The organism is Pseudomonas sp. BIGb0176 (assembly GCF_024810175.1).
Classification (GTDB): Bacteria; Pseudomonadota; Gammaproteobacteria; order Pseudomonadales; family Pseudomonadaceae; genus Aquipseudomonas; species Aquipseudomonas protegens.
This window is the reverse complement of sequence record NZ_JANUEC010000001.1, coordinates 1,151,120-1,165,812: the sequence shown is the minus strand read 5'-3', so window position 1 is coordinate 1,165,812 and position 14,693 is coordinate 1,151,120. Positions and strand designations below refer to the sequence as shown.

Genomic DNA, 14,693 nt, shown 5'->3' with positions numbered 1-14,693 from the left:
TCCCGGCACCCCGGCGCTGCGCCGGCTCCTACGCAGGTAGCGCCGCGATTACGCTGGGCCGTAGGAGCTGGCTTGCCAGCGAAGGCGCCCGCAGGGGCGGTGCAAGGCTTGAGGGCCTATTCGCCGGCAAGCCGGCTCCTACGGGGGTTCCACCGGCGGGCCTCAGGCGTGGGACCAGCGGCGATGCAGGCCACGGGCCAGGGCGTCGAGGGCAAAACCCAACACGCCGATCAGCAGCACCATGGCCATCAGTTCCGAATAGGCCAGGCGGTCCCGGGTGTCGAGGATGAAGTAGCCCAGGCCGGCGCTGACCCCAAGCATTTCGCAGGGCACCAGGACGATCCACAAGATGCCGATGGACAGCCGTACCCCGGTCAGCACATGCCCCAGCACCCCGGGCAGGATCACCTTGCGCAGGGTCTCCCAGCGGGTGGCGCTGAGGCTGCGGCTCAGTTGCAGCCAGCGCGGGTCCAGCTGGCGCACGCCGGCCGCGGTGTTGAGCAGGATCGGCCACAGCGCGGCGAACGCCAGGAGGAAGTAGATCGGCTGGTCCCCTACCCCCATCAGCATCACCACCACCGGCATCCAGGACAGCGGCGAGATCATCCGCAGAAACTGGAACGCCGGGGTGGTGGCTGCCTCCAGGTGCCGGTAGCTGCCCACCAGCAGGCCCAGGGGCACGCCGATCAGCAAGGCCAGGAGCAAACCCACCAGGATCCGCTTGAGGCTCACCAGCACATGCTCGTACAGCTCGCCACGCCCCAGCAGTTCCAGCAGGCTGGCGAAGGTCGCCTCGGGGGAGAAACGCGCAGCCAGGCCGTTGCCATCGCCCAGCAGGTGCACCCCCAGCCACCAGCCCAGCAGCAGGCTCGACAGCCCGGCAAGCCCCAGGAGCCAATGGCTCAGGGAAGAAGGTTGCTTGCCCATCAAAGACCGAACTCCTCGCTGCGCTCGAAGCTGTCCGCCAGGCCGAAGGCCTTCAGCCCGCCCACCGAGGCGATGGCGTTGCGCACGAAGCGATCGTCCACCAGGTCCTTGGCGGTGTGTGCCGGGTCAAGGCCGGCCAGAAAGCCCTTGTCGCCCTCGATCAGGGTGTCCTTGAGACGCTTGACCAACTCTTCGGTGTAGCTGGGGAACGGATACGGCTGGAAGTCGATGCGCTGCTCGTCCCAGTGGCTGTGCTGGATCGCGCCGCTGGCCAGGTAGGCCTCGCGGTCGGCCGCCGCCGGCGCCAGCACCCGGTTGAGTACCTGGGGCGCATGGGGCGTGTAGCGGTTGGCGCCATCCTTGGACAGCAGTTGCGCGGCCTCGGCGCGGTGGTCGCGGGTCCACAGCTGGGCCTTGACGATGGCGTTGACCACCTTCTGCGACCATTCGGGACGGTTGTCCAGGTCATGCTCGTGCATGAACACCACGCAGCAGGCGTGGTTGCGCCACACATCCCCGGTAAAGCGCTGCACCCGGCCCACCTTGAGTTCCTCGGCCAGGGCATTGAACGGCTCGGCGACGATGTAGCCGGCAATCCGCTTGCTGGCCAGGGCTGGCGGCATGTCCGAAGGCGGCAGCACCACCAGGTTGACCTCGTTGGCCCCCAGGGCACTGCCGGCGGCCTTGCTCACCGGCACCAGGCCGTTGTCGCGAAACAGTTGCTGCACCACCACGTTATGGATCGAATACCAGAACGGGATCGCCACCGACTGCCCCGCCAGTTGCTTGACCTCGGTAATGCCCGGGGCCACGGTCAGGCCGGAACCGCCGACGTGGTTCCAGGCCACCACCTTGGCCGGCACCCGGCTGCCGTAGCGGGCCCAGACGGTCATCGGCGACAGCAGGTGAATCACGTTGACCTGCCCGGAAATGAACGCCTCGATCACCTGGGCCCAACTGCGCAGCAGCACCGGACGCTCGGCCTTGATGCCCTCGGCCTCGAACAGGCCGTTGTTGTGGGCCACCAGCAAGGGCGTGGCGTCGGTGATCGGCAGGTAGCCGATGCGCACCGGCGCGTCCGGTTCCTGGGCGGCGCGGGCCTGCAGGCTGTTGAGCAGCGGCAAGGCGCCGCCGGCAGTCAGCAACGCGCTGAGCTTGAGAAAGTCACGACGGGTATGAGTGAAGTCGTCCAGGCACATGGTCAATCTCCGACGGTGCAGGCAAAGGGGAAGTGTGGGGGTTGCGGCTCGCCCGCCGAAGGGTCTTGAGAATCTCGATGCGCAGCGCGCCCAGTTCCTCGATCCGCTCGGCGCGCGGCGCCGGCAGCTCGATGTGCCACTGGCCGAGGGTGCGCGCCGGGCTGTTACCCAGTAGCAGTACCCGATCGGACAGCAGCAGGGCTTCGTCGATGTCGTGGGTGATCAGCAGCGCCGCGGTGCGGTGCTGGCCGATCACCTTGAGCAGCAGTTGCTGCATGTCGGCGCGGGTCACCTCGTCCAGCGCGCCGAAGGGTTCATCCAGCAGCAGCACCTGGGGCTGGCGCGCCAGGCAGCGGGCCAATGCGGTGCGCTGGGCCATGCCGCCGGACAGTTGGGCCGGATAGCGCTGGCGGGCGTGTTCCAGGCCCACTGCGGCAATCGCCTGGTCGATGCGCTCCTTGCGCTGGCGCGGGCTCAGGTGCGGCTGGCGGGCAAAATCCAGGCCGAAGGCGACGTTGTGCTCCAGGTTCAGCCAGGGCAGCAGGCTGGGGTCCTGGAATGCCACCGCGACCCGCGGATGAGGGCCGTCGAGGGGCTCGCCCAACAGGCTGACCTGCCCGGCGTGGGGCTTCTGCAGGCCGGCCAGGACCCGCAGCAGGCTGGACTTGCCGACCCCGCTGGGGCCGAGAATGGACACCACCTCGCCGGCCTGCAGGTGCAGGTCGAAATCCTCCAGCACCGTGTGCCAGCCTTGCGCCGCGGGGTAGCCGAGGCTGATCGCCTGTGCGTTCAACAGGCCGCTCATGCTGCCGCATTCCGCGCCTGGCGTTGCAGTTCGGCGCGCAGTTGCACCAGGCTCGGGGTGACGATGGGCACGAAGGCCGACTCGCGCCAGCGCCGGGCAAAGCCGCTGCCGAACTCGCTGAGGTAGGCCTTGCCGCCGCTGGCCTGCAGCTCCATTTGCACGGCGTTGGCGGTGGCTTCCGCCAGGGCGATGCGCACCCGGAACAGCGCCCCGGGCTGGCTCAGGAAGCGCCCGTCGAGCAGGCCGCTCTTGAGTTCGCCGACGGTCTGCTCCAGGTGCTGGCGTTGTTCCAGCAAGGGTTCGTGGAGGATCGAACGGGCGCCCTCGACGTGCTTTTCCACCTCGCTCAGGGCCCGGCGCGCCAGGCCGATGGCCAGGGCACATTGCAGGCCGAGAAAGGCCGGGCGCACCGCCGGCAGGAACACTCGGGCATCCTCGTGCAGCAGCCAGTCACGGGCCACCGCCACCTGGTTCAGTTCCAGGGCAGCGGTGTTGCTCGATTGCAGGGCCATCAGTTGCAGGTCATCGGAGCGCTGCAACCCGGGCAAGGCATCCGGGATCGCCAGGATGAACGGCGCGCCGCCCTCCTCGCGCTCGATGGCCGCCGCCACCACGAACCCGCTCTTGCGCAGGTTGGTGACCCAGTGCAAACGACCGTTGAGGCTCCAGCCCTGCTCCTGTTCCCGGGCCCGGACCTGCAAGGCCTCGATCCCCGAGAGAAACTTCATGGCATTGGACAGCCCGGTGGCACCGGCCAGCTCGCCGCTGAGCAACGAGGGCAGCAGGCGCTGGCGCAAACCGGCATTGGGGCTGTGCAGCAGGTATTCGATAAAGGCTCGCTGGCCCCAGCAGACAAAGGCCGCCGCCAGGGAATGGCTGGCCACGCTGGCCATGACTTCCAGAGCATCGGTCAGATCGCCGCCGCTGCCGCCCTGAGCCGGGTCGATACCGACCCGCAGTACCTCGGCGCCCGCCAGCCGGGCGAGGACCTGCTGCGGGTCGCACTGGCCCTGGTCGAGTGCCTGGGCCTGGGCATCCAGCCATTCACTCAATTGCGCATCGAGCATGTGGTTTTCTCCTTGAAAGGGGGCGCCGCGCAACCGCCGGCGCCCTGGCTCATTGACCTTGCACTGACCAGCGATACTTGGCCAGCTCGGGGTTCAGTTCAGTGCCGGCGAACACGTTGGCGAAGTTGCACAGGGTGGCCAGGCTGACGCCCAGGATCACTTCCAGGGCATTGCCTTCGCTGTATCCTGCCGCCTTGAACTGGGCATAGCCGGCGTCGCTGACCTTGCCCCGGGTGGCGATCACTTCCCGGGCAAATGCCGCCAGGGCTTCCAGCCGGGCTTCGGGCAAGGTGCTCTGCTCGCGCAGGGCGCTGACCACCGGGTCCGCAAGTTTGGCCTTGTTCAGGGCCACCGAGGTATGACCTGCGACACAGAAATCGCAGCCATGGGTGGTGGCGGCCACCAATTGCACCACTTCACGCTCCGCCAGGCTCAACTGGGCCTTGCCGTTGAGGGCGGACACCGTGACGTAGGTTTCCAGGGCCGCCGGGGCATTGGCCAGGATGCCCAGCAGATTGGGGATAAAGCCCGAGTTCTTCAGCGCGTTCTCAAGAAAGGGCCGAGCGGCTTCTGGAGCCGTGTGCAAGGTGTGTAGAGTGACGCGGGACATGGAGTGGACTCCTGCTGTGTAGGTGTGCGTCAAGTCTGTTGGTTATAAGAATTCCGATCCATATTCTAAAGTAGCGATTACTTGCTTCTGAGTGTTTCCCTTAGATGATTTCGTCAAGCCCACTGGTTGATTGGTTATTAGAAGGCCTGGAACTCGATGCCAGCCTGTTTCACGTCGGACGCTACTGCGGAGGCTGGCACGCCAGCACCCAGGGCCTGGCCCGGGCCAGCTTCCACCTGATCGTCCAGGGCCATTGCTGGCTGCATATCGACGGCGCGCCCCAGGCCCTGCGCCTGGATGCCGGGGACGCGGTATTCCTGCTGCAGGACCTGGGCTACCGGCTGTCCAGTGCCCAGCAAGCTGAAGCGGCGCAGCAACTGCCGCGCACGCCCATGGTGCCCCTGGAGCCGGGAGCCCAGGACGGTGTGGGGCTGGTCTGCGGCTTTTTCCATTTCAAGCCCGGGCTGTCCTCGCTGATCATCGACAGCCTGCCGGGCTGGCTCATCCTGAGGGCCGGCGACCCGTCCCTGAGCGCAGCCCGGGCGCTGTTCCAGCTGATTCTCGAAGAATGCCAGCGCACCCCGGTGCCCTCCTCGGCGCTGCTGGAACGCCTGAGCCATCTGCTGTTTTTGTATGTGCTGCGCCAACAGGTCAACGCCAACCAGGACCTCGGCGGCCTGGTGGCCCTGGCCCGCCACCCGGGGTTTGCACCGCTGCTGGAGCAGTTGATCCAGCGCCCCGGAGAAGCCTGGCCCCTGGAAAGCATGGCGGCCCTGACCGGGCTTTCGCGCTCGGCGTTCTTCAAGCGGTTCAATGAACTGGCCGGGCAATCCCCGGGGCAGGTACTGCTGGCCCTGCGCATGCGCCACGCCTGCCAGTTGCTCAAGGCCAACCAGACAGTGGAGCAAGTGGGCGCCGCCGTGGGCTATCAGTCGATCGCCGCCTTCACCCGGGCCTTCACCAAGGCCGTGGGCCTGCAGCCCGGGGCCTATCGCAAGCAGCACGAAGGGCGCTGAAACGCGCCCCGAATGTACTCAGCGGCGATGGGCCAGGGCCCGCACCAGGCGGTCGCCGCAGCTCTGTACCCCCTGTACCAGCAGCACCAGGACCAGCACCGTGGCCACCATGATCTGGTTGTTGAACCGCTGATAGCCGTAGCGGATCGCCAGGTCCCCCAGGCCGCCACCGCCGATGACGCCGGCCATGGAGGAAAAACCGATCAGCATCACCAGGGTCAGGGTCAGCCCTGCCAGCAGGGCCGGCAAGGCTTCCGGCAGCAGCGCCTTGAAGATCACATGGCCGATGTGCCCGCCCATGGCCAGGATCGCCTCGACCCGACCGCGGTCCACTTCATCCAGGGCGTTCTCGACGATCCGCGCAAAAAACGGAAAGGCGCCGATGGTGATGGGCACCACCGCGGCAGTGCTGCCCAGGGTGGTGCCCACCACCAGCCGGGTCAGGGGGATCAGCGCAATCAGCAGCACCACGAAGGGCAGCGAGCGCCCCAGATTGACCAGCCCGCCCAACAGCCGGTTGAGCCTTGGCATGGGGTACAGGCCGCCCTTGCGGCTGATGAACAGCAGCACCCCCAGGGGCAGGCCGATCAACAGGGTGAACAGCGAGGCCAGCAGCACCATGTACAGGGTTTCACCCGTGGCAGTCAGCAGCAGCTGCGCCAGTTCCTGCCAATCGAGGCTGCGGTTCACAGGCGTTCACTCCGAATTCCTCGCTGGGCCAGGGCCGTCAGCAGTTGTTGGAATTTGCCGGCGTCGGCGGGGGCGGCGGCGATGCGCAGGCGCCCTACCCGCCGGCCGCCTACCGCTTCGACACCACCGGCCAGGACCTTGAGCTCCAGCGCCTGCTGGCGGCTCAGTTGCTCCAGCAGCGGCGCCGCGCGCTGGTTGTCGAAAAAGGTCAGTTCGGCCTGGGGCTGGCTGCCGTTGAACGGCAGGTTGTAGCCCGGCAACAGCGCCCGGCCCAGGGCCGACTGCGGGTTGCCCAGCAGTTCGGCCACCGCCCCGCTCTCCATCAGCCGGCCGCCCGCCAGGGACGCGGCGTGGCTGCAAATGGCCTTGACCACTTCCAGCTCGTGGGTGATCAGCACAATGGTCAGCCCCAGCTCGCGGTTGATCTGCGCCAGCAATTGCAGGATCGACGCCGTGGTTTCCGGGTCCAGGGCGCTGGTGGCCTCATCCGACAGCAGGTAACGCGGCCCGGCGGCCAGGGCCCGGGCGATGCCCACCCGCTGCTTCTGGCCACCGGACAGTTGCGAAGGATAGGCCTGGGCCTTGTCGCCAAGACCCACCAGTTCCAGCAGTTCCAGAACCCGCGCGCGGCGCTGGCTTTTGCCCAGGCCGGCAATTTCCAGAGGCACCGCGACGTTGTCCTCAACCGTGCGCGAATGCAGCAGGTTGAAGCCCTGGAAGATCATGCCGATGCCCTGGCGCTGCCGGCGCAGCTCGCTCGCGGACAAGGCGCCAAGGTCCTGGCCGTCCATCAGGATGCGCCCGCTGCTGGGCCGCTCCAGCAGGTTCAGGCAGCGCAACAGGGTCGACTTGCCGGCGCCGCTGCGCCCGAGAATGCCGTACACCGCCCTGTCGGGAACCGTCAGCGAAACCCGATCCAGTGCCGCGGGCTGGCCTTCGCCGTAGACCTTGCAAAGCTGCTGGACCTCGATCATGGCTGGCGGTCCGTGACGGGAATCACCGAGCCCGAGTAGGTCCGGGTAATGAACGCCGCTACTTCCGGCGAGTTGAGGTCCTTGGCCAACTGACGGATGCGCGGGTCATCCTGCAGCTTGGGGGTGGTCACCAGGATGTTGGCGTAGGGATTGTGCTCGGCCTTTTCCAGGCCCAGGGCATCCTTGGCCGGCACCAGCCCGGCCTCCAGGGCGTAGTTGCCATTGATCACCGCCAGGTCCACGTCGTCCAGGGCCCGGGGGATCTGCGGCGATTCGATCTCCAGGATCTTCAGCTGTTTCGGGTTGTCGGCGATGTCCCTGGGGGTCGCCTGATCCCGGGCCGGGTCGGTGAAACCGGGCTTGAGGCGGATCAACTGGTAGCTCTGCAACAGGTACAGCGCGCGGCTGAGGTTGGTGACATTGTTGGGCACCGCGACGCTGGCGCCCTGGGGCAACTGCTCGAAGCGCTGGTGACGCTTGGAATAGATCCCCAGGGGCTCGATGTGCACGCTGGCAGCCACGGCGAAGGGCTGGCCCAGGGCCTGTTCCTGAGACTTGAGGTACGGCAGGTGCTGGAAGTAGTTGGCGTCCACATCGCCGTGGGCCAGCAGTTCGTTGGAGTTCACGCCATTGGGAATCTCGATGATCTTGAGCTGCAATTGCGGGTCGAGTTTTTGTACGTAGGCGAGGATCTCGGCATGGGGCACCGGGTCGGCGGCTACCCGCAACGGCTGCGCCGCAGTGGTCGGCAGGGCCGCCCCCAGGCTGGCCAGCAACGCCAGGGTCAAGACGGTGTTCTTCAGCATGGCAGTGTCCTTGAGCAGCGGATGAAGGTCAGGCACTCAGTGCCTTGGGCACCAGGGCATCGGGGTAGAAACGCCGGGCCACGTCCGGATGCGAACGCAGGCGGCCCTTGAGGTAGTTCCAGCCCACTTCGCGAAATAGCGGGTTGTCGGGGTCGCTGGCCGGGCCCCGGGCTTCGCGCAACAAGGCTTCGGGCAAGGGATACAGCGGCACCCGGGCATCGAGTTGGGCACCGAGGAAAAACGCGATGGACAGCCGCTGGCGATCCGCGGGCGGCGACTGCACCCGGTGCACGGTGGCGCGCAGATAGCCGTGGGTGGCCAGTTCCAGCAGCTCGCCGATGTTCACCACCAGGGTGTTGTCCCGGGGCGGCGCGTCGATCCAGCGGCCCTCCTCCACTTCCACCTGCAGGCCGGCCTGCTGGTCCTGCAGCAGAAAGCTGAGGAACCCGGAATCCTTGTGGGCTCCCACGCCCTGGTTGCTCTGCCCCGGCGCGCGGCCAGGGTAGCGGATCAGCTTGATGTGCTCGTTGGGCCGTTCGCCGTACAGCCCATCAAAGGCCTGTTCCGGCAGTGACAATGCCTGGGCAAAGCCGCGCAACAGGCGCAGGGACATGCCGGTCATTGCCTGCTGCCACTCCAGCAGCACGGGCTTGAACGCCGGCAGTTGCGCCGGCCATTGGTTGGGGCCCTGCAAGCGGGTCCAGGGCGGGCTGTGGGGATCCAGGGGCAAGGCCTGGCGCTCGGCCCCCAGGTCGAACTGTTCCCGCAGGTCCGGCTGGCCCCGGGTGATCTCCGAAGCCGCCTGGTTATAGCCGCGAAAGTGCGGCGAGTGGATCATGCCCACGGCCGCCTTGTCGGCCTCGGGCAAGGCAAAGAACGCCCGCGCCTGGTCCTGCACCCGGCGCAGCAGGCCGCTGTCGACTCCGTGCCCGGTCAGGTAAAAGAAACCCACGTCCCGCGCCGCCTGGCGCAAGCCGTCGAGAAAGATCCGACGCTGCTCCGGGTTGCCCTGCAATTGGCTCAGGTCCAGGACCGGCAGCGCGGTGATATCCAGCGAGTGCGGCATGCTTCACTCCCCTGTGAATGGACGATGTCCGCAGGTGCGGCTCAGAGCTTGGCGATGGAGACTTCGGTGGACTTGACGAAGGCGATCACTTCGCTGCCGACCTTGAGTTCCAGGTCGCGCACCGAGCGGGTGGTGATCACCGAAGTGACAATGCCCGAGGCGGTCTGCACGTCGATTTCCGAAACCACCTGGCCTTCGTGGATCTCCTTGATCACGCCCTTGAACTGGTTGCGTACGTTGATCGCTTGAATGGTCATGCTGAAAAGTCCTTTGCTGGCACCGGGCTCAGGAGTTGAGCGGCTGGGGCTAAACATGCGCCTTTGGCAAAAGCCTTAAAAGGAATAAATAATTAGATAGTTATTTCTTTTAGGAATATAAAAGACCCAGCCTCCCGCCCTCGCGCAGCCTTGACCCTGCCCGCCGGCTTTGCTTCCCTGTGCCCTGCACTGATCACTTTCGACAGATACCAGGAGGTAAGCATGCGCACGTTGATGCTGGCAGACACGCAGGTTCCGGTGATTGGCCAGGGCACTTGGCGGATGGGCGAGGACCGCCACCTGCGAGATCAGGAAGTCGCTGCCCTGCGCACCGGCATCGACCTGGGCCTGACCCTGATCGACACCGCGGAGATGTACGGCGAAGGCGGCGCCGAGGAAGTGGTCGGCCAGGCCATTGCCGGGCGCCGCGACCAGGTGTTCCTGGTGAGCAAGGTCTACCCCCACAACGCCAGTCGCAAAGGCCTGCCCCTGGCCTGCGAGCGCAGCCTGAAACGCCTGGGCAGCGACTTCATCGACCTGTACCTGCTGCACTGGCGCGGCCAGTATCCCTTGGCGGAAACCGTCGACGCCCTGGAGCGCCTGCGCGAAGCCGGCAAGATCCGCCGCTGGGGAGTCTCCAACTTCGATGTGGCCGACCTGGACGAACTCGACTCCCCGGCCTGCGCTACCAACCAGGTGCTGTACAACCTGGAGTCCCGGGGTATCGAGTTCGACCTGCTGCCCGCCTGCCAGCAACGGCGGATGCCGCTCATGGCCTATTGCCCGATCGGCCAGGGTGGCGCTTTGCTGGCCGAACCGGTGCTGCTGCAGGTCGCCCAGCGCCATGGGGTCACCGCGGCCCAGGTGGCACTGGCCTGGCTGCTGCGCCGGGACGGCGTGCTGGTGATTCCCAAGGCGGTGCGCCCGGCACACATCCGTCAGAATGCCCAGGCCGGCCAATTGCAATTGCCCGACGAGGACCTGCAGGCCCTGGATCAGGTGTTTGCTCCGCCACGGCGCAAGCAGCGCCTGGAAATGGTCTAGGCACAACACCGACGCAACGAGCATTTTTCAAACCGCGAAGGCTGCACGATAGTCATTGAAAAAATGAACAGGCGAGGAAAGTTGCGAGGTTCGACGGATAAGGAAGTGCCTGAACACTGTAAGTGCCACAAACCTACTTTGTACCCGGCGATTTAAGAATTGTCTGATCCCTGCTTGGCATGCCCCCAATTACAGTTGGCGCATGAGATTAAAAAGCTACCTGCATCAGATCAATCCCCTATTTTCCAGTCCTGAAGCAGCCCGCCGGCTGCTTCGTGTCGTGGCGCTGATTTTTCTGGTCGGCCTGTTCGGCGCGGTCTACAACTTTCTTCGCTCCAGCCTGCACAACGAACTCTCACAACGGCAAAGCCACATGAGCAGCGCCATTGCCGAGGCCCAGGCATTCTTCACCAGCCGCTCGGCCCTGTTGGAAAGCCTGAGCCTGGCGGCGGTCTACGACCCTGGGGAACATATCAGCCCCCCAGGCGCCAGCGGTGCCTCCCAAGAAGAGACGTACCTGCAACTGGGTGGACCGCAGGGCAACCAGTGGGGGATCTGGCTGACCCTGCGCATGCGCAACTACCTGCAAAACAAGCAACTGAACCTGCTCTACATTCCCGGCACCCGCGATCTGCAGGTGCAACGCCTGTTCAGCACCCGGCCACAGACCAGCGATCTGCCCGGCGGGTTGCTGGACAAGCTGATCGCTCTGAAGCCCGAGCAGATCCCTGTCGGCGAAGAACTTTGGCTGATGGACAACTCCGCGGCGGGCGCCCATCTGTACATCTTCACTCGCCTTGACGAACGCTTCGCCCACTCCGGCTGGCTTGGCCTGGAGATGGACGGCAAGAGCGTCTCCGCCGCCCTCAGCGACCAGAGCGCCGGGGATTTCATGATGTTCAATTCCCAGGGCGGGCTGATTTTCAGCAGTGCGCCCAGTGCCCGACTGAGCGCCGACGTACAGCACGTTCAGGGCGGCAGTTTCTTCGGCTTTCTCGGCGGCCGCTGGTGGCCCGACCATCTGGTGATCCGCAAGCAGCTGGGGGCTACCGACTGGCAGCTGGTGTACTCCTTCGACCTGCAGAACCTGCTCAAGAGCCTCTGGCCGCAGTTGCTGGCGGCGCTGCTCATCAGCCTGACCGGCATGGCTCTGATCGGCCTGCTGACCCACTGGGTCGAAGTGCGCCTGATCGCCCCCGCCCTGCACCGGATCCAGGCCCTGGTCGAAAGCGAGGCCTTCAGCCGCGACGTGATCCAGATCGCCCCGGTGGCACTCTGTGTATTGCGCCGCAGCGATGGCCGGGTGGTGCTGGAAAACACCCTGTCCCAGCAATGGCTGGGCAACGGCAGCGAACGCGACCAGCTGTGTTCCGGGTGGATCGAGCAGGCCTTCGACCCGGCCCGCCCCAACAGCTCGGACTACTTTGAAACCGCCGACGGGCGCCATCTGTACCTCAGCTCCGCCCCCACTCGCTACAACGGTGAGGACGTGCTGTTCTGCGCCTTCAGCGATATCAGCGCTCGCAAGCAGATCGAGGCGGCGCTGGAAGAAGCCAAGCGCCTGGCCGATACCGCCAATGAAGCCAAGACCCTGTTCCTGGCCACCATGAGCCACGAGATCCGCACGCCACTGTATGGCGTGCTCGGCACCCTGGAGCTGCTGTCGCGGACCCAGCTGGACAACCAGCAGAAGGATTACCTGCAAGCCATAGAAGGCTCTTCCGGTACGCTGCTGCAGTTGATCTGCGACGTGCTCGACGTGTCCAAGATCGAAGCCGGGCAACTGGCCCTGGAGCTCAGCGAATTCTCCTCCCTGGATCTGGTGCACGAGATCATCCAGGGCTACGCGGCGGCCGCCCAGGCCAAGGGCCTGCAGTTCTATGCCTGTGTCGACCCGCAGTTGCCGGAGATCCTGCTCGGCGATGTCACCCGGATCCGCCAGATCCTCAGCAACCTGCTGAACAACGCGGTCAAGTTCACCGATACCGGGCGCATTGTCCTGCGGGTCCGCACCGAAAGCCGCGATGGCGAGCGCAGCAACATCCTCTGGCAGGTTTCCGACACCGGCCGGGGCATTGCCCAGGACGACCAGACACTGATCTTCGAGCCCTTCTACCAGACCGAAGGCAACACCAACGTGATCGCCGGCACCGGCCTGGGCTTGCCGATCTGCCAGCGCCTGACCCAATTGATGAACGGCAATATCCGCATGGTCAGCGAGCTCGGCCTGGGCAGCAGCTTCACCCTGACTCTGCCGCTGGAGGCCTCGGCCGTGCAGGGCGACACCCCGCTGATCAGCCCATTGCTGCCGGAGATGGTCTATGTGGTGTCCCCGGTGCGTGAACTGGCCGAATCGGTGGCGGGCTGGCTGCGCCGCTGGGGTGCCCGGGCCCAGTTCAGCCTGCCGAGCCCGTCCGACCGGGCCCGGGGCAATGTACTGATCGAACTACACCCCGGCAGCGTGGAGCAGCGGCTGGAACCCGACTGGCAGGGCCCCCTGGTGCTCGCCAGCGGCGATGGCCATAACGAACCGCGGATCGACGGCGGCAGTTGGCAGATCAACACCAACAACCTGCGGGCGATCCATCAGGCCGTCAGCCAGGCCCAGGGGGTCTGGGTGGCCCAGAGCGAGGATCACTCCGATCACCGCGAGCTGAAAAAGCTCAGCCTGCATGTCCTGGTGGCCGAAGACAACGTGATCAACCAGTTGATCCTCAAGGATCAACTGGAAGAACTGGGGTGCAGCGTGGAGCTGGCCTCGAACGGTGAAGAGGCCCTCTGCATCTGGAAGGCCGGTCGTTTCAACGTTGTGCTGACCGATGTGAACATGCCGAAACTCAACGGTTATGAACTGGCCCAGGAGCTTCGGCGTCAAGGCTGTTCGATCCCCATCATCGGGGCAACGGCCAATGCAATGCGCGGAGAAGAAGAGCTCTGTCTTGCAGCCGGGATGAACCACTGCCTGGTGAAGCCCTTTGCATTAAGAGCGTTGTTCAACTATCTGGCGCCCTATGAAAGAGCCCCCCATGAAGTCCTGTAGCATTTTGATCGTCGAAGATCAGCCGTTTCAGTACATGTACCTGCAACACTTGTTCAACGAGCTGGGGCCCTACCAGCTGGAGGTGGCAAGCAGCGGCAAAGAAGCGCTGGAACGCCTCAAGCAGCGGCACTTCGACCTGGTACTGACAGACCTGCTGATGCCCGGCATGGATGGCGTGCAGTTCATCCAGAGCCTGGCCACCCATCGCGTGCGCCCGGCCCTGGCGATCATGAGTGCGTCATCCCGGCGCATGCTGATGGGCGCCAGCCTGGTGGCCCGCAACCTGGGGCTGAAGGTCATCGGGTTGATTTCCAAACCCGTGAACCTGGCTGCACTGCGTGCACTCACCGCTCAGTTGCCAGGACTCGCCAATGACAGCAGCCCCCCACAGATCGGGGTCGAATGCAGCCCAGAGACCCTGCGTGAAGCCCTGCGCAACGGGCAGATCCAGGCCTGGTTCCAACCCAAGAAAGCCTTGAACAACGGTCGCATCGTCGCCGCCGAAGCCCTGGTGCGCTGGATCCACCCACAACACGGCATGCTCCTGCCTTGCGACTTCCTGCCGGCACTCACCGTGGCCCGCCTCGAAGAAGAACTACTGTGGCTGATCCTGGAGCAGGCCCTTGAGGCCCAGGTGCACTGGCGCGAAGACGGCTATGACATCCCGGTGTCCATCAACCTGCCGACCCACCTGCTCAACAGCGCCGACCTGGCCGACCGCCTGTACGACTTCGTGATCCAGCACAACGGTGTGCCGGCCAGGATCTGCTTCGAACTCATGGAATGTTCGACCCCGGAGCACATCAGCAACTTCTACGCCGGAGCCTGCCGCCTGCGCATCAAGGGCTTCGGCCTGTCCCAGGACGACTTCGGCAAGGGCTACAGCTCCTACATGAACCTGGTATCGACACCCTTCACCGAATTGAAGATCGACCGGGGGCTGGTCCAGGGCTGTCACAACAATGAAGAAATAGCCCAGGCCCTGACCTGCATCATCGCCCTGGGCCGGCAACTGGGCCTGACGGTCGTCGCCGAAGGCGTGGAAAGCGCCCACGAACTGGCTCTGTTGCGCAAGATCGACTGCACCCAGGTGCAGGGCTTCCTGATTTCCCATGCGGTCTCCTCGCAACAGTTTCAGCAACTGCTGGCCCAAGACGGGCCGGCCACGGTGTATTAACCGATGAACCCATTG

14 protein-coding genes are annotated in these 14,693 nt (G+C 65.3%); 4 read left to right on the top strand and 10 right to left on the bottom strand.

What is annotated here, in order from left to right; genetic code table 11:
• Positions 1 to 162: 162 nt before the first annotated feature.
• From M2395_RS04995 to M2395_RS04975, 5 genes are read right to left on the bottom strand one after another with little or no spacing between them, the layout of a single operon-like run.
• Positions 163 to 927, bottom strand: a complete 765-nt coding sequence (locus M2395_RS04995) for an ABC transporter permease (protein ID WP_011061467.1) — start codon at positions 925 to 927, stop codon at positions 163 to 165.
• Positions 927 to 2,126, bottom strand: coding sequence for an ABC transporter substrate-binding protein (locus tag M2395_RS04990; RefSeq protein WP_011061468.1), 1,200 nt, complete (start codon positions 2,124 to 2,126; stop codon positions 927 to 929). Before M2395_RS04990 ends, M2395_RS04995 begins: the two co-directional genes overlap by 1 nt.
• A complete protein-coding gene (locus M2395_RS04985; protein ID WP_011061469.1) occupies positions 2,092 to 2,931 on the bottom strand; it encodes an ABC transporter ATP-binding protein in 840 nt (279 codons plus the stop codon). The genes M2395_RS04990 and M2395_RS04985 overlap by 35 nt, the downstream gene beginning before the upstream one ends.
• The gene (locus M2395_RS04980; RefSeq protein ID WP_123430713.1) at positions 2,928 to 3,998 is read right to left on the bottom strand and encodes an acyl-CoA dehydrogenase family protein; all 1,071 of its coding nucleotides are present in this window, start codon (positions 3,996 to 3,998) and stop codon (positions 2,928 to 2,930) included. Before M2395_RS04980 ends, M2395_RS04985 begins: the two co-directional genes overlap by 4 nt.
• A 49-nt stretch (positions 3,999 to 4,047) precedes the next feature.
• Positions 4,048 to 4,608 carry a carboxymuconolactone decarboxylase family protein gene (locus M2395_RS04975; RefSeq protein ID WP_123430712.1) on the bottom strand — a complete coding sequence of 187 codons (561 nt, stop codon included), beginning with the start codon at positions 4,606 to 4,608 and terminating at the stop codon, positions 4,048 to 4,050.
• A 104-nt stretch (positions 4,609 to 4,712) separates the two neighbouring features.
• Here M2395_RS04975 and M2395_RS04970 point away from each other — a divergent pair, with 104 nt between their 5' ends.
• Positions 4,713 to 5,624 (top strand): AraC family transcriptional regulator, encoded by a 912-nt coding sequence (locus tag M2395_RS04970; protein ID WP_041118355.1) that lies wholly within the window; start codon positions 4,713 to 4,715, stop codon positions 5,622 to 5,624.
• A gap of 18 nt (positions 5,625 to 5,642) precedes the next feature.
• Here the strand turns inward: M2395_RS04970 and M2395_RS04965 are convergent, their stop codons facing one another.
• From M2395_RS04965 to M2395_RS04945, 5 genes are read right to left on the bottom strand one after another with little or no spacing between them, the layout of a single operon-like run.
• Positions 5,643 to 6,314 (bottom strand): methionine ABC transporter permease, encoded by a 672-nt coding sequence (locus tag M2395_RS04965; RefSeq protein WP_015635740.1) that lies wholly within the window; start codon positions 6,312 to 6,314, stop codon positions 5,643 to 5,645.
• Positions 6,311 to 7,288: a methionine ABC transporter ATP-binding protein gene (locus M2395_RS04960; RefSeq protein ID WP_011061473.1), complete on the bottom strand. Its 978-nt coding sequence runs from the start codon at positions 7,286 to 7,288 to the stop codon at positions 6,311 to 6,313. Before M2395_RS04960 ends, M2395_RS04965 begins: the two co-directional genes overlap by 4 nt.
• A complete protein-coding gene (locus M2395_RS04955; protein WP_011061474.1) occupies positions 7,285 to 8,094 on the bottom strand; it encodes a MetQ/NlpA family ABC transporter substrate-binding protein in 810 nt (269 codons plus the stop codon). Before M2395_RS04955 ends, M2395_RS04960 begins: the two co-directional genes overlap by 4 nt.
• Before the next feature lie 28 nt (positions 8,095 to 8,122).
• Complete coding sequence (locus tag M2395_RS04950) at positions 8,123 to 9,160, bottom strand: isopenicillin N synthase family oxygenase (RefSeq protein WP_123430711.1); 1,038 nt, start codon at positions 9,158 to 9,160, stop codon at positions 8,123 to 8,125.
• A 41-nt stretch (positions 9,161 to 9,201) separates the two neighbouring features.
• On the bottom strand, positions 9,202 to 9,417 hold the full coding sequence (locus tag M2395_RS04945) for a molybdopterin-binding protein (RefSeq protein ID WP_011061476.1): 216 nt from the start codon (positions 9,415 to 9,417) through the stop codon (positions 9,202 to 9,204).
• 222 nt (positions 9,418 to 9,639) lie between these two features.
• Between M2395_RS04945 and M2395_RS04940 the strand changes: the two genes are divergently transcribed.
• The 3 genes from M2395_RS04940 (at position 9,640) to M2395_RS04930 (ending at position 14,678) form a co-directional block, all read left to right on the top strand.
• On the top strand, positions 9,640 to 10,461 hold the full coding sequence (locus M2395_RS04940) for an aldo/keto reductase (RefSeq protein WP_123430710.1): 822 nt from the start codon (positions 9,640 to 9,642) through the stop codon (positions 10,459 to 10,461).
• Positions 10,462 to 10,663: 202 nt separating this feature from the next.
• Entirely contained in the window at positions 10,664 to 13,501 is a 2,838-nt protein-coding gene (locus M2395_RS04935; protein ID WP_123430709.1) for an ATP-binding protein, read from the top strand.
• Positions 13,488 to 14,678, top strand: a complete 1,191-nt coding sequence (locus tag M2395_RS04930) for an EAL domain-containing protein (protein ID WP_011061479.1) — start codon at positions 13,488 to 13,490, stop codon at positions 14,676 to 14,678. Before M2395_RS04935 ends, M2395_RS04930 begins: the two co-directional genes overlap by 14 nt.
• Positions 14,679 to 14,693 lie beyond the last annotated feature (15 nt).

Bases quoted from the DNA above. Each gene is read 5' to 3' on its own strand.
- M2395_RS04995 (WP_011061467.1), bottom strand. From the start codon at position 927: ATGGGCAAGCAACCTTCTTCCCTGAGCCATTGGCTCCTGGGGCTTGCC.
- M2395_RS04990 (WP_011061468.1), bottom strand. From the start codon at position 2,126: ATGTGCCTGGACGACTTCACTCATACCCGTCGTGACTTTCTCAAGCTC.
- M2395_RS04985 (WP_011061469.1), bottom strand. From the start codon at position 2,931: ATGAGCGGCCTGTTGAACGCACAGGCGATCAGCCTCGGCTACCCCGCG.
- M2395_RS04980 (WP_123430713.1), bottom strand. From the start codon at position 3,998: ATGCTCGATGCGCAATTGAGTGAATGGCTGGATGCCCAGGCCCAGGCA.
- M2395_RS04975 (WP_123430712.1), bottom strand. From the start codon at position 4,608: ATGTCCCGCGTCACTCTACACACCTTGCACACGGCTCCAGAAGCCGCT.
- M2395_RS04970 (WP_041118355.1), top strand. From the start codon at position 4,713: ATGATTTCGTCAAGCCCACTGGTTGATTGGTTATTAGAAGGCCTGGAA.
- M2395_RS04960 (WP_011061473.1), bottom strand. From the start codon at position 7,288: ATGATCGAGGTCCAGCAGCTTTGCAAGGTCTACGGCGAAGGCCAGCCC.
- M2395_RS04955 (WP_011061474.1), bottom strand. From the start codon at position 8,094: ATGCTGAAGAACACCGTCTTGACCCTGGCGTTGCTGGCCAGCCTGGGG.
- M2395_RS04950 (WP_123430711.1), bottom strand. From the start codon at position 9,160: ATGCCGCACTCGCTGGATATCACCGCGCTGCCGGTCCTGGACCTGAGC.
- M2395_RS04945 (WP_011061476.1), bottom strand. From the start codon at position 9,417: ATGACCATTCAAGCGATCAACGTACGCAACCAGTTCAAGGGCGTGATC.
- M2395_RS04940 (WP_123430710.1), top strand. From the start codon at position 9,640: ATGCGCACGTTGATGCTGGCAGACACGCAGGTTCCGGTGATTGGCCAG.
- M2395_RS04935 (WP_123430709.1), top strand. From the start codon at position 10,664: ATGAGATTAAAAAGCTACCTGCATCAGATCAATCCCCTATTTTCCAGT.
- M2395_RS04930 (WP_011061479.1), top strand. From the start codon at position 13,488: ATGAAGTCCTGTAGCATTTTGATCGTCGAAGATCAGCCGTTTCAGTAC.